Consider the following 12,945-nt stretch of genomic DNA (forward strand, 5'->3'; position numbering starts at 1 on the left):
TGGGGGAAGGTGGTCTAGTGAAACAAAAATTTATTTCAAAGACAATTATGTTTATTTTAAATTTGGTCTTTGTCATGTTTTTTCAAAATATTTTTGGAGTGACTAATAAGATGGTTGGAATTGTTGTTTTAATCATTGGATTAGCTATTACTGAAAAAGACTTAACACAAAACTTAGGCGTGTTAACTATTGAATTATTGATCATTAATTTATTGATGGGAATTTTAAGTTATTTAACCTTATTAAATCCTATTCTAGGATTAGTAATTAATTTCTTCTTTATTTTTTATGTGACTTACGGTACCGTAGCAGGAAATAAAAAGCCGTATCATTTTTCTTTTATTTTAGGTTATTTATTTTTAACCCTGAATTCTCCTCCAACATTAAGTGAATTACCTGGACGTCTAGTTGCATTAACTGGCGGGACGTTTATGATTGTTGGATTACAATGGGTATTTAATCGAAACACTTACACTAACATTTTAAATACACAATTAGATAGGGTACTAACCTGTTTGCATCAGCGAATGGAACGAATCATTGCAGGAGATAATCGTAGCTATCCAGAAGAGGCGATGTCGCTTCAAGATGGAGTCAGTCAATTTATGAAAGTAACATACGATAGACGAAGTTTTGAAGGGCCGTTAACGCCAGAAAGTATGTATCGCATAACTGAAATAATTGCATTTGAAAAAATGTATTATTTATTAGACGATGTAGCCCAAGATTATAAAGCAGGGCATATTGATAAAACAGTGCTTAATGAACTTTATACCTTTATTAAAGACCTACAAGAAGGAGATTTATCAGATGCCAACAAATTAATTAGTAAGTGGGAAAAGGACGCAATGCCCGTTTCAATCATTAATTTTAAAAAAGCAGTTCAAGTGTTACAGGGTGTCAAAAAGCAAGAATATCCTCTTTATAAGCAGGGATTATTAAAACAATTTGTCAAGGGAATTGATAAAGAGTCATATGCTTATAAATTTTCACTTCGATTAGCTATTTTAGTTGGACTTTCGTTATTTATTGTTCAATTATTTAATCTGACTTATGGACGTTGGTTTTGTTTTACTATTCTTGCCCTTGTTCAGCCAGGATTCGAGGAGAGTCGTCAGAAAACAATTTATCGATTCCTTGGGACCTTTGTTGGTGTTATTTTATTTATTATTTTAATTAGCGTATTTAAAAATGATTCCCAGCTAGCAATGATTGTTTTGGTTGCTTCTTATATTGGGACGTATATGAATCGTTATGATTTGAAGATGATTTTTATAACCGTTCAAGCTTTAGGGGCTGCTATTATTGGAACAACAGGATCTATTGTGATTGGAAATCGTGTTTTTTATCTTATCATTGGGGCTTTTGTGGCATATATCGGAAATAAATTCTTGTTTACTATTCGTGAACAGGAAGTTAGTCAACATTATTTGGACTTATATGAAAAAGATAAAAAGCATTTATTACTTGATCCAAAAGATTATCCTCATTCAATGATTGTTGAAGCTTATCATTTTCTACAAGTGGGACAAATAGAAAAAGAAAAATACCAAGAATGGTTAACGATTAGTTTTGATGCATTAGCTAAAGCTATTTAAAAAAAATCACCTCTTAATTTATTAGAGGTGATTTTTTTGTATGAAAGATAGGGAAGAAGTAAAAGTTATATAGAAACTGATCATTTTTTCACCTTTTTAGCATAAATTTTAATTGTCTGAATTTTTTAAAAGAGGTTCTATATGCCGTAACAGATATCTTTGATTCGTTAAAAACTAGATAAATAGTGTTCTACTAGTTTGTTAAAAAGATATTCTCTATGGCTACATCTGATAGATTAAAGTTTTGCTAAATGTTTTAGGAAGCGAAAATTAATTAGGCTTCTATAAAATGAGGAAATTTTAAGTAGTTGCGAAGGTCAGCCATTTGTAAGACAGTTTAGTGTTTTTGATGGATAAGATGACTGCGGTAAGATAGTGAAAATTGTTTCAGAAATCATCGAAAGTTCAGCAATAATTAACATTTTTTGATATAATGAGAGAGGAAATTTATCATTTAGGAGGGTTTCAACATGAGACGTGAATTAGCAATTGAGTTTTCTCGTGCCACTGAGGCAGCTGCTTTAGCAGGGTATAAATGGTTAGGACGCGGAGATAAGAACGCAGCAGATGGAGCTGCCGTACTTGCGATGCGTCACGTATTAAATGAGATTAATATTCGCGGTGAGATTGTCATTGGTGAAGGTGAAATCGATGAAGCGCCAATGTTATATATCGGAGAGCGTGTTGGAACTGGATTTGGTGATGATGTCGATATCGCAGTAGACCCAATTGAAGGAACACGTATGACAGCAATGGGACAAGCAAATGCGATGACAACGTTAGCCGTTGGAGAGAAAGGGTCATTCTTAAAAGCACCAGATATGTACATGGAAAAACTCATTGTTGGTCCAAAAGCAAAAGGTGTTATTGATTTAAATTTATCATTAGAAGAAAATATTCGTCGTGTAGCAGAGGCAGTAAACAAGCCATTATCAGCTTTGACAGTGATGACACTTGCTAAACCACGTCATGATGAGCAAATTAAACAAATGCAAGCTTTAGGTGTACGTGTGTTTGCGATTCCAGATGGAGATGTTGCTGCTTCAATCTTAACTTGTATGCCATTTAGTGAAGTTGATATGGTTTATGGAATTGGTGGAGCACCAGAAGGTGTTGTTTCAGCTGCTGTTATTCGTGCTTTAGATGGAGATATGCAAGGACGTTTAGTTTTACGTAAAGATGTTAAAGGTGAAACAGAAGAAAATATTCGTATGAGTAAAGATGAAGCACGTCGTTGCGATGAAATGGGTGTTAAACCAGGTCAAATTTTAAAATTAGAAGATATGGCAAAGAGCGATAACGTGATGTTCTCAGCAACAGGAATCACAAAAGGTGATTTATTAGAAGGAATTATTTGTGAAGATGGAATGGCAACAACAGAAACATTATTAATTCGTGGGAAATCTCGTACTGTTCGTCGTATTCAATCAGTTCACTATTTAGATCGTAAAGATGATCAAATTAAAGAGATTATTTTATAATTTTTAAAATGAAAGAGCCCCCACTGAAATGGGGGCTTATTTATTATCAGAGGTGTAAAGATGTATAGTGCAATAGTCTTAGCAGCGGGAATTGGAAGTCGTATGGGACTTGGATATAATAAAATGTTACATCAAATCAAAGGACAACCAGTTGTTGTTCATACGATAAAAAAGTTTTTAAATGATGTAACATGTGGACAAGTTGTTTTAGTTGTCAATGAATTAGAAATTGAAACGATGCAACAACTTTTAAGTGATGCCGGGGTAAAGAACCCTCGTATTGAAATCGTATCAGGTGGGTCAGAACGACAATATAGTGTCTATCATGGATTACAGGTTGTTCGTGAAGAAGTGGTGTTAGTTCATGATGGAGCACGTCCATTTGTGACACAACAAATGATTTCAGAATGCTTTGAATTAGCGAAAAAGGGTCATCCTTCAATTGTTGCTGTTCCAGTAAAAGATACGATGAAGCGTGTCGTAAATGGAGTAGTTGTTGAAACGCCAAATCGTGATGAGATGTACAGTGTTCAAACGCCTCAAGCCGCACCGACTGAGTTACTAAAAAAGGCTCATGAAGCTGCAAAAAAAACACATTTCTTAGGAACAGATGAAGCGAGTTTAATCGAAAAGTATACGGATATACCAGTTTGTGTCGTTAAAGGTGCTTATACAAATATTAAGTTAACGACACCAGAAGATTTATTAATGGCTGAACAATTATTAGTAGCTGAATAGATACAGCTACTTTTTTTAACACACTACTAGACAATATACAGTAGTGTTTGTTATACTAATAGTGTATAATGCATAGTAGTTAATTTATAATTAGAGGATAAATTATAAAATACATAACTATTTAATACATAAAAAAGGTAAATTTTATAAAAATAATAATAATTCAATTTATAAGGAGGACTGTTATGAGAAAGACAGCGTTATATTCAATGTTATTAACTGGATTTGTTTTATTTGGATGCTCAGCAAACAACCAACCGGTTAATCCAACAACAAATTCAAATCCTAATACGAATATTAATACAACGAATCAAGCAAAAATTGATGAACAACAAGCAAAAGAAATCGCATTAAAAGAAGCCGGTGGCGGTCAAGTCACTGAATTTTCATATGATATGGATGATTATACGCCTAATTATGATATTACGGTTCTTAATGGAACGACTGAATATGAATATGAAATTAGCGCTGTTGACGGAAGTATCTTAAAAAGAAGTTTAGAAAATCATCCAACAGGAACGAACACGGTGACAATTGATGAAGCAAAGGTTAAAGAAATTGTAAATAATCAAGTAAAAGGAACAATTGTTAGTATCAAACTAGATCACGATGATGCTCGCTTAGTTTATGATGTGACAGTAGTTGATGAGACATATAAGTATGACTTTGAAATTAGTGCTGTTGATGGTAGTATTGTAAGTCAAGATAAAGAGTTAATTAACCAAGTTTCTAATTCAACGAATACGCAAGGAGTAACAATTGATGAAGCGAAAGCGAGAGAAATTGCTTTAAGTCAAGTCCCAAATGGAACTATTATTGAAATTTCATTTGACTATGAAATGGGTGTTTTAGTGTATGATGTGACGGTTGTTGAAGGAACAACAGAATATGATTTTGAAATCAGTGGTGTTGATGGAAGTATTATTTCAAGAAGTATGGATTCAACATTAGACTAATAAATATATAAAATAATGATATAAAAATGAAAAAATATTTTAAATTTAATGGACTTGTGTTATCATATCACAAGTCTTTTTGATAGATAACTTATTCAAAGGGAGGTTAGAATAGCAGCTTATTGTTGTTAGGAGATGGATTATGAATGCACAGTATAAGAAGGGTGTTTTAGAGCTATGTGTTTTAAAATTAATTCAACAAGATGATTTATATGGTTATGAAACAGTTCAGAAAGTTTCATTTTATATAGAGGTCACAGAAAGTACGATATATCCATTGTTAAGAAGATTAACGAAAGAAGGATATTTAAGTACGTATAATAGAGAATCGAATGAAGGCCCTCCACGTAAATATTATTCAATGACAGTTGAAGGGGAAGTTTATTTGGCAACATTAATAAGAGAATGGGATCAGATGGTAGATTCTGTTCAACGTTTATTGAAAGGAGTGTGATTAATTAATGAATGTTCTTAATCAATGGTTAGAAGAGTTATATCAAGAATTACAGGGAATTTCAGAAGATGATCGTAAAGATATTTTAGAATCTTACGAGGAACAAATTAATGAAATGATTGACTTAAAGATCAATGAACGTGAAATCTTATCTAAACTAGGGTCACCTAAAAAAGTTGCACAGGAGATTAAACAATCATTTACTGATACAGAGACTGTATCCGCACAAAACAAGCAGATTGTTTTTAATATAAGAGAGAAAACAAACGATGATGTAATTAAAAAGGCAATTTTTATTGTTGTTTGCATTATCTCATTGTTTGTCTCACTATTCTTTTTAATTACTGCTCTTCGCTTAATTATTGGAGGTTTTTTACTATTCCAGTTATCGGCAGGACTTATGATTGCGATATTAGGATTAGGTTTATTGTTTTTAAATATTGGAATTGCCTCAATCTATATTGGTTACTTGGGATATAAGCGAATTAGTGAAAAATTAGATTAAGAAAGTTGGTGACTTACATGCGAAAGAAGGGTTTAGAACGTTATTTAATTATTTCTAGTATTGCATCTATTGTGATTATTGTAGTTAGCTTTGTATCAGCCACTTTTTATAATCCAACAATTAAACAAAGTCTTCAATATGGGGCTGTTTCTGAGTTAATTGAACAATATTCACTAGGTTTAATTGATTTAGAGGATTTATTTGATTAACAGGAAGGAGAGATAAGGATGATTCGAATTGGACATTCAACGGATATTCATCAACTAGTCGAAGGACGAAAGCTAATTTTAGGTGGAGTTGAAATTGAGCATACGAAAGGACTTCTAGGTCATAGTGATGCAGATGCGCTTTGTCATGCGGTAACAGAAGCCATTATTGGTGCTTTAGCGAGAGGTGATATCGGTGCGCATTTTCCAGATACTGACCCACAATATAAAGGAGCTGATTCACGTGTCTTACTTCGCGGGGCGAAAGCGATGATGGATGAAGCTGGATATGTTCTTGGGAACTTAGATGCGACGATTTATGCAGAGCGCCCTAAAATGCGACCACACATTGATGCGATGCGTGCAAATTTGGCAATAGATTTAGACGCTAATTTGGATCAAGTCAATGTTAAAGCAACTCGTGGTGAGAAATTAGGCTTCGTTGGGCGTGAAGAGGGAATTGCAGCTGAATGCGTGGTCTTATTATTTAAAAAAGGTGCCAATTAATCAAGGTTTAACATGATTTTAACAAGAACTTCATTTTTTAATGTTTAGTGCCTGTTATACTAAAGAGGTGAAACTCCTTATAAGAGATTGAAAGCTAAAGGTTGACTTTAGCTTTTTTTCTGTGAAAATATTTAATATTTTGTTTCAATCGTATATAATATGAAAAGAATAAAAGTAGTATTTTAATTAGGAGGCAAGATTATGACAGTTCGTGTTCGTTATGCACCAAGTCCAACAGGATTTTTACATATCGGAAATGCTAGAACGGCATTATACAATTATTTATTTGCTAAACACCACGGTGGAGATTTTATCTTACGTATTGAGGATACTGACATTGAACGTAACGTAGAAGGTGGAGAAGAATCTCAAATGAACTACTTACGTTGGTTAGGTATTGAATGGGATGAATCATTTGATGTTGGTGGGGAGTATGGACCATATCGCCAATTAGAGCGTTTAGATATTTACCGTAAATATGTAGATGAGTTAATCGAAAAAGGATTAGCTTATAAATGCTATTGTACAAGTGAGGAGCTTGAGGCAGAACGCGAAGCAATGTCAACTCATGGCCATGATAATATTCATTACTCTCGTCGTTGTTTAAATGCAACAGGTGAAGAATTAGCTGAGTTAGAGGCACGTGGAGAATATGTTGTTCGTATTAAAGTTCCTGAAAATGAAGTTTATACGTTCAATGATATCGTTCGTGGTGAAATCTCATTCAACTCAGAAGACTTCGGTGACTGGGTCATTATGAAAAGTAATGGAATCCCAACTTACAACTTTGCCGTTGTTGTGGATGACTATTTAATGAAAATCACTCACGTGTTCCGTGGAGAAGAACATATTACAAATACACCCAAACAAATGATGGTTTATCGTGCTTTTGGATGGGATGTACCAACATTTGCTCACATGACATTAATCGTTAATGAAAATGGTAAGAAATTATCAAAACGTGATAAAGATACTGTTCAATTCATTGAGCAATATGCAAACATGGGATACTTACCAGAAGCATTATTCAACTTCATTGCTTTATTAGGATGGTCTCCAGGAATCGAAGAAGAAATTTTATCTCATGAACAATTAATCGAATTATTCGATGAAAAACGTTTATCTAAATCACCTTCAACATTTGATAAAGCTAAATTAGCTTACATCAATAACCGTTATATCAAAGCTTTAGAAGCGGAAGAGTTATTAGAATTATGTATGCCTCACTTAGTTGAAGCGGGAATTTTAGAAGGACGCACACATCAATGGGCTGTTGAATTAGTTTCTTTATTCCACGATCGTTTATCATACGGTGCTGAAATCGTTGACTTATACGATGAATTCTTCTCAGAAGAATTAACATTAGATGAAGAAACACAAGCATTTATTGCTCAAGAAGGTGTTGCTGATACATTAAAAGCATTCAAAGAACAATTAGAAGCTTTAGAAGATTTCACTGCTGAAGGAATCCAAGCAGCTGTTAAAGCAGCTGGAAAAGCAAGCGGAGCTAAAGGGAAAATGTTATTCATGCCTTGCCGTATTGCAACAACAGGACAAATGCATGGTCCAGATTTACCAAAAGCTTTAGCCTTATTAGGAAAAGACACAGTTATTTCTCGTATTGAGAAATTTATCTAATATAAGACAAAAAAACCTCAGATTAAGTCTGAGGTTTTTTTGACCTTAAAGAAATTAATAAGAAAATCGAATAGAGAACGGTTAAAGCAAAGTACGTTACCCAAACTAAGGTATAGTTTAAGTGATCAGCAATAAATCCTGAAATCATTGGCCCTAGTGCGCCACCAAATGTGAAAATCATATTAATAAATCCTAGATGCATCGCATAGTGCTCTTTACCAAACAAAGCACTGGTTCCATAAGATGGAAGCATTGAGGGAAGGCATAAGCACAGTCCAAACAAAGCTGCGAAAACAAACAATAAAGGTGCGAATGCACCATAAATTAAACAAATGTAACTCAAAAGACTCATTGATACAAAAATGATAATAGAGTTGCGTAAGTTTAATTTATCGAAAACATACCCGCCAATTAAGTTGCCTAATAAAGCAAAAATGGCTTGTGTTGAACCGACATTTGCATTAAACGTTAAGGGGTGACCGAGGTGAGTTAAATAAGGTTGGATATGCATTTTAGTTCCTGAAATATTGACGCCAAGTAAAAATAAGCCCAAAGCGAATAGAATCAATTGCATGCTCCAGTGAATATCCTTATAGGAGATTTTCTCTTTCTTTTTAGCTTCTATCGTTGTATCAGGGGGCATTTTCATCACAAAAAGGGTAAGTGGGAGACAAACAACTAAAATAATCAAACCTAAGATGGCATAAGTTTCTTGATAAGAAAGATCAGTTAGCATTCTTGAAACAATTTGCATCCAAATGAATGATCCTGTTCCCGCACCTGCCATCGCAATTCCAAGTGCCATCCCTTTTTTATCTTCAAACCAGTGTGTTATAGCAGTCGAAATAGGAATGACTGTTAAACACGATGTTCCGATTCCAACAATAACAGCAATCACATAGAACATCCAAATCTCAGTGGCCAACGAATAACAGAAAAAGCCGCCACCGGCTAGAATCGCACCTAGTGACATGATGGCTTTAAGTGGAACTTTCGAAATTAGTTGACCAATGACAGGAGACATCAAGGCTGTTGTAATGGCACCAATCGTAAACACAAAGGAAAACGATGAAATCGAAAGTCTTAAATGCTTTGTCACAGGATCGATAAATAAAGACGTAATGTTATTGATAATACTGAATGAAACAGCCATGATTAAAAAACAAGCGGCTAAGACTAGATATTTACGAAATTTAAGTCTATTTGACATATATTAACCTCCAAATCTAGTGTCTTCATTAGGATTAGATTCTTGGAGGGAATTTATGTAGAAAACATCTAAAAGTAAGGGATGTCATTGAAAATTCTTTTTTAATTTATCAAAAGTGAATATCTTATTAGAAGGGTGAGTATATATGAGGTAGTTTTAAAAAAATTGAGGGGAGAGAATAAGATGAATTTAATAGGTGGACTGTTTACCTCTATCATTGGATTAGGAGTATTAGGTTTGATTGTTTGGTTTTGGGTGTTAGTCTTTACTGCTTTAGTCAGAGCTAATCAAGCATTAAAACTATATATTGAAAAGAATAAACAAGTTATCCACAGAACCAAAAAAGGAACCGTTTGACGGTTCCTTTTAAATTATTTAACAGCAATTGCTTCAATTTCGATTTTGGCATCACGTGGTAAACGAGCCACTTGAACACAAGCACGAGCAGGTTTATGTTCAGAGAAATATTGCCCATAAACCGTGTTAACCACAGCAAAATCATTCATATCTGCTAAGAAGATTCCGCATTTCACAACATTTTCTAAACCATATCCCGCTTCTGTTAGAATCGCTTGAATATTTTTTAAACATTGATGTGCTTGAGCTTCGATCTCATCAGATACAAATTCCATCGTTTGTGGATCAAGTGGGATTTGACCAGAGATATATAATGTTCCATTTGCTTCAATGGCTTGAGAGTAAGGTCCAATGGCTTGAGGGGCATTTGGTGTTGCAATAACTTTCATTTGATTTCCTCCTTGAGTATGATTGGGATTTTTAAATGCACTTATCATTTTCATTATAACATATCCATATAATGGTTTTAAGAGTTATGATTCGATATATTGTGTGATACAATAAAGATAAATTATAAGTGGAAAATATAGGATGAATGATAAGTGGTTTAATGGAGGGAATTGAAGTGGAAACTGTAACATTTCAAATGATAGTAGAGGCGGCAAGAAACTTTAGAAATATTATTAAAGAGACTGATTTTTGTTACTCTGAATCTTTAAGCGATTTAACAGGAGGAGAAGTTTATTTAAAATTAGAAAATCTTCAACAATCAGGATCATTTAAAATTCGAGGCGCTTATAATAAAATGATTCATTTATCAGATGAAGAAAAAGCTTGTGGAGTTGTTGCGTCAAGTGCGGGTAATCACGCACAAGGTGTTGCGATTAGTGCAACTAAGCTAGGAATTAAATCAACGATTGTCATGCCTAAGAGTGCGCCATTTGCAAAAATTTATGCGACACGTAAATACGGGGGTGAGGTTGTTTTAGAAGGAGAAGTTTACGATGAGGCTTATCAAAAAGCATTAGAAATTAAAGAAGCAACTGGGGCAACGTTTGTTCATCCCTTTAATGATCCTTATGTTATTGCAGGTCAAGGAACGATTGGACTTGAACTTTTAAAGGAGCAACCTGATTTAGATGTTATTTTAGTACCAATTGGTGGGGGAGGGATTGCGTCAGGGATTGCTTTAGCCGTTAAGAGCATTAATCCAAATATTAAAGTCATTGGCGTTCAAACAAAGAATGCCCCTTCAATGTATGAGTCAGTTCGAAGTGGTCATATTGAATCAATTCCTGTAAATAAGACGATTGCAGATGGGATTGCGGTTGGGAGACCCGGTGATTTAACGTTTCCTTTAATTCAACAATACGTTGATGAGATTGTGACTGTATCAGAAACAGAAATTTCGCAAGCCTTTTTATTGTTACTCGAGAATTGTAACCTTGTTTGTGAAGGAGCGGGTGCTGTTTCAGTTGCTGCTATGCTTTCAGGTCAGTTAGATCTTAAAGGTCAGAAAGTGGGTGCTGTTCTTTCTGGAGGAAATATTGATATTAACCTAATTGAAAGTATCATTAATCATGCAATGATTGCGACTGGACGACGAACAGAAATTAAAGTGTCCATTAATCATAAGCCCGGAGAATTAAGTGCCTTTTTAAACACAATCGCCGAAGAATTAGGGAATGTGGTAGTCATTCGTCAAAGTCGTCATCGAGAAGGTGTATCAATGTATGACTTAGAAGTGACAGTTGTGGTTGAAACACTAGATGTTGAGCATAAACAACGCTTAATTCAAAAACTGATTGAAACAGGATATGAGATTGAGTATACTAACTAGCCATTTTAATCGAAATATATTAAAATGAAGATAACATCTAGAAAGATAGGAGTTGGACTCACAATGTTAATTTATAATACGTATACGCGTGAGAAAGAAGAATTTAAACCGATTGAAGAAAATAAGGTAAAAATGTATATTTGTGGACCAACCGTGTATAACTATATTCACATTGGAAATGCACGTCCTGTATTATTTTTCGACTTAGTTCATCGTTATTTTAAATATTTAGGATATGAGGTTGAGTTTGTTTCAAACGTAACAGACGTGGATGATAAAATTATTAACCGTGCCATTGAAGAAGAAGTAACTGAAGCAGAGATTGCTGAAAAATATTTAAATTACTTTTTAGAATGTAATCAGCTATTAAATGCTTTACCATTCACTTCAATGCCAAAAGTAACTGAAAATATGGATGAGATGATTCAGTTCATTCATGAATTAGTTGAGCGTGGATTTGCTTATGCGGTTGATGGAGATGTGTACTTCCGTATTGATAAAGTACGTGAGTATGGTCAATTATCAGGAAAGAAAATTGAAGAGTTAGAAGTTGGAGCTCGTATCGCAGAAGATTCTAAAAAAGAGAACCCATTAGACTTTGTGTTATGGAAAAAAACTGATAAAGGAATCACATGGGATTCGCCTTGGGGTGCGGGACGCCCAGGTTGGCATACGGAATGTGTGGTTATGATCGGAAAAGAATTTGGCGGTAAGATTGATATTCATGGTGGTGGAACAGACCTTCAATTCCCTCATCATGAAAATGAAATTGCTCAATCCATCTGTATGAATGGTCATAGCTTAGCAAATTACTGGATGCATGTGGGACGTTTAGGTTTAAATAACGAAAAAATGAGTAAGTCTTTAGGAAATGTCATTAATGTTAAAGATTTAATTGAAGCAATTGATGCGAATGCCTTCCGTTTATTCATGTTATCAGTTCATTATCGTCAACCAATTAACTATACAGAAGAAAATATTCAGTTAGCAGTTAAAGAGTGGCAAAAAATTAAATCAACGTTTGAACAATTACATTTAAAACTTGATTTAGCCGAAGCATTAGATGTGGAAGGAGAGGTCGTTCCTGAGATTGAAAATTTAATGCAACAATTTACATTAGCACTTGAAGATGACTTCAATACATCAAATGCGATTACAAGTTTATACGGTGTGATTAAAGAAATTAATAAAATGACGCGTGCAAAAGCAAGTGATGCAGCTTGTAAATATGCCTTAATGACACTTCAAAATATGGCTTATATTTTTGGATTTGATTTAAGTAAGAAACGTTTAACTTTAGAAGAGCGCGAGTTAATGAAAGCTTGGGAAGAAGCACGCAAAGCGAAAGACTTTAAGAAAGCAGATGAGCTAAGAGCACAATTACAGGCTTTAAATGTTTTATAAAATGAGATATGATAATAAGGATTCCATTCGAAAGGATGGAGTCTTTTTTATTGAATTTAAGAAAAGAGTTCATGTTTAGTGCCATTTATTAGAAGAGAAGATTAGAGTTTT

The 12,945-nt window shown here is 34.1% G+C and carries 14 protein-coding genes; 12 read left to right on the forward strand and 2 right to left on the reverse strand.

The window, feature by feature from the left end; translation table 11 throughout:
* Window positions 1-17 precede the first annotated feature (17 nt).
* The 9 genes from AT726_RS06540 to gltX all read left to right on the forward strand — a co-directional run bounded on the left by AT726_RS06540 (window position 18) and on the right by gltX (window position 8,083).
* Window positions 18-1,598 carry an FUSC family protein gene (locus AT726_RS06540; protein WP_068759269.1) on the forward strand — a complete coding sequence of 527 codons (1,581 nt, stop codon included), beginning with the start codon at window positions 18-20 and terminating at the stop codon, window positions 1,596-1,598.
* Between the two features lie 470 nt (window positions 1,599-2,068).
* The gene (gene glpX / locus AT726_RS06545; protein WP_055243076.1) at window positions 2,069-3,079 is read left to right on the forward strand and encodes a class II fructose-bisphosphatase; all 1,011 of its coding nucleotides are present in this window, start codon (window positions 2,069-2,071) and stop codon (window positions 3,077-3,079) included.
* A 60-nt stretch (window positions 3,080-3,139) separates the two neighbouring features.
* The gene (gene ispD / locus AT726_RS06550; protein WP_055243073.1) at window positions 3,140-3,817 is read left to right on the forward strand and encodes a 2-C-methyl-D-erythritol 4-phosphate cytidylyltransferase; all 678 of its coding nucleotides are present in this window, start codon (window positions 3,140-3,142) and stop codon (window positions 3,815-3,817) included.
* 185 nt (window positions 3,818-4,002) lie between these two features.
* On the forward strand, window positions 4,003-4,773 hold the full coding sequence (locus tag AT726_RS06555) for a PepSY domain-containing protein (protein ID WP_055243070.1): 771 nt from the start codon (window positions 4,003-4,005) through the stop codon (window positions 4,771-4,773).
* 142 nt (window positions 4,774-4,915) lie between these two features.
* The gene (locus tag AT726_RS06560) at window positions 4,916-5,227 is read left to right on the forward strand and encodes a PadR family transcriptional regulator (RefSeq protein ID WP_055243069.1); all 312 of its coding nucleotides are present in this window, start codon (window positions 4,916-4,918) and stop codon (window positions 5,225-5,227) included.
* A 7-nt stretch (window positions 5,228-5,234) separates the two neighbouring features.
* Window positions 5,235-5,732, forward strand: coding sequence for a DUF1700 domain-containing protein (locus AT726_RS06565; RefSeq protein WP_055275518.1), 498 nt, complete (start codon window positions 5,235-5,237; stop codon window positions 5,730-5,732).
* Window positions 5,733-5,749: 17 nt separating this feature from the next.
* A complete protein-coding gene (locus tag AT726_RS06570; RefSeq protein ID WP_055243067.1) occupies window positions 5,750-5,941 on the forward strand; it encodes a hypothetical protein in 192 nt (63 codons plus the stop codon).
* 18 nt (window positions 5,942-5,959) lie between these two features.
* Window positions 5,960-6,445, forward strand: coding sequence for a 2-C-methyl-D-erythritol 2,4-cyclodiphosphate synthase (gene ispF, locus AT726_RS06575; RefSeq protein WP_055275520.1), 486 nt, complete (start codon window positions 5,960-5,962; stop codon window positions 6,443-6,445).
* A 201-nt stretch (window positions 6,446-6,646) separates the two neighbouring features.
* Window positions 6,647-8,083, forward strand: coding sequence for a glutamate--tRNA ligase (gene gltX / locus AT726_RS06580; protein ID WP_068759270.1), 1,437 nt, complete (start codon window positions 6,647-6,649; stop codon window positions 8,081-8,083).
* Window positions 8,084-8,105: 22 nt separating this feature from the next.
* Here the strand turns inward: gltX and AT726_RS06585 are convergent, their stop codons facing one another.
* Complete coding sequence (locus AT726_RS06585; RefSeq protein WP_055305257.1) at window positions 8,106-9,293, reverse strand: MFS transporter; 1,188 nt, start codon at window positions 9,291-9,293, stop codon at window positions 8,106-8,108.
* A 183-nt stretch (window positions 9,294-9,476) separates the two neighbouring features.
* Between AT726_RS06585 and AT726_RS13025 the strand changes: the two genes are divergently transcribed.
* Window positions 9,477-9,650: a hypothetical protein gene (locus AT726_RS13025; protein ID WP_201023041.1), complete on the forward strand. Its 174-nt coding sequence runs from the start codon at window positions 9,477-9,479 to the stop codon at window positions 9,648-9,650.
* Between the two features lie 14 nt (window positions 9,651-9,664).
* Here the strand turns inward: AT726_RS13025 and AT726_RS06590 are convergent, their stop codons facing one another.
* The gene (locus tag AT726_RS06590) at window positions 9,665-10,039 is read right to left on the reverse strand and encodes a RidA family protein (RefSeq protein WP_055243058.1); all 375 of its coding nucleotides are present in this window, start codon (window positions 10,037-10,039) and stop codon (window positions 9,665-9,667) included.
* A gap of 176 nt (window positions 10,040-10,215) precedes the next feature.
* Between AT726_RS06590 and ilvA the strand changes: the two genes are divergently transcribed.
* The gene (gene ilvA / locus AT726_RS06595) at window positions 10,216-11,430 is read left to right on the forward strand and encodes a threonine ammonia-lyase (protein WP_082411201.1); all 1,215 of its coding nucleotides are present in this window, start codon (window positions 10,216-10,218) and stop codon (window positions 11,428-11,430) included.
* A gap of 63 nt (window positions 11,431-11,493) precedes the next feature.
* The gene (gene cysS / locus AT726_RS06600; protein ID WP_055275524.1) at window positions 11,494-12,834 is read left to right on the forward strand and encodes a cysteine--tRNA ligase; all 1,341 of its coding nucleotides are present in this window, start codon (window positions 11,494-11,496) and stop codon (window positions 12,832-12,834) included.
* Window positions 12,835-12,945: the final 111 nt, after the last annotated feature.

It is taken from the genome of Turicibacter sp. H121 (genome assembly GCF_001543345.1).
Taxonomy (GTDB): Bacteria; Bacillota_I; Bacilli_A; order MOL361; family Turicibacteraceae; genus Turicibacter; species Turicibacter bilis.

Bases quoted from the DNA above. Each gene is read 5' to 3' on its own strand.
- AT726_RS06560 (WP_055243069.1), top strand. From the start codon at position 4,916: ATGAATGCACAGTATAAGAAGGGTGTTTTAGAGCTATGTGTTTTAAAA.
- ispD (WP_055243073.1), top strand. From the start codon at position 3,140: ATGTATAGTGCAATAGTCTTAGCAGCGGGAATTGGAAGTCGTATGGGA.
- glpX (WP_055243076.1), top strand. From the start codon at position 2,069: ATGAGACGTGAATTAGCAATTGAGTTTTCTCGTGCCACTGAGGCAGCT.
- cysS (WP_055275524.1), top strand. From the start codon at position 11,494: ATGTTAATTTATAATACGTATACGCGTGAGAAAGAAGAATTTAAACCG.
- AT726_RS06585 (WP_055305257.1), bottom strand. From the start codon at position 9,293: ATGTCAAATAGACTTAAATTTCGTAAATATCTAGTCTTAGCCGCTTGT.
- gltX (WP_068759270.1), top strand. From the start codon at position 6,647: ATGACAGTTCGTGTTCGTTATGCACCAAGTCCAACAGGATTTTTACAT.
- AT726_RS06570 (WP_055243067.1), top strand. From the start codon at position 5,750: ATGCGAAAGAAGGGTTTAGAACGTTATTTAATTATTTCTAGTATTGCA.
- AT726_RS06590 (WP_055243058.1), bottom strand. From the start codon at position 10,039: ATGAAAGTTATTGCAACACCAAATGCCCCTCAAGCCATTGGACCTTAC.
- ispF (WP_055275520.1), top strand. From the start codon at position 5,960: ATGATTCGAATTGGACATTCAACGGATATTCATCAACTAGTCGAAGGA.
- AT726_RS13025 (WP_201023041.1), top strand. From the start codon at position 9,477: ATGAATTTAATAGGTGGACTGTTTACCTCTATCATTGGATTAGGAGTA.
- AT726_RS06555 (WP_055243070.1), top strand. From the start codon at position 4,003: ATGAGAAAGACAGCGTTATATTCAATGTTATTAACTGGATTTGTTTTA.
- AT726_RS06565 (WP_055275518.1), top strand. From the start codon at position 5,235: ATGAATGTTCTTAATCAATGGTTAGAAGAGTTATATCAAGAATTACAG.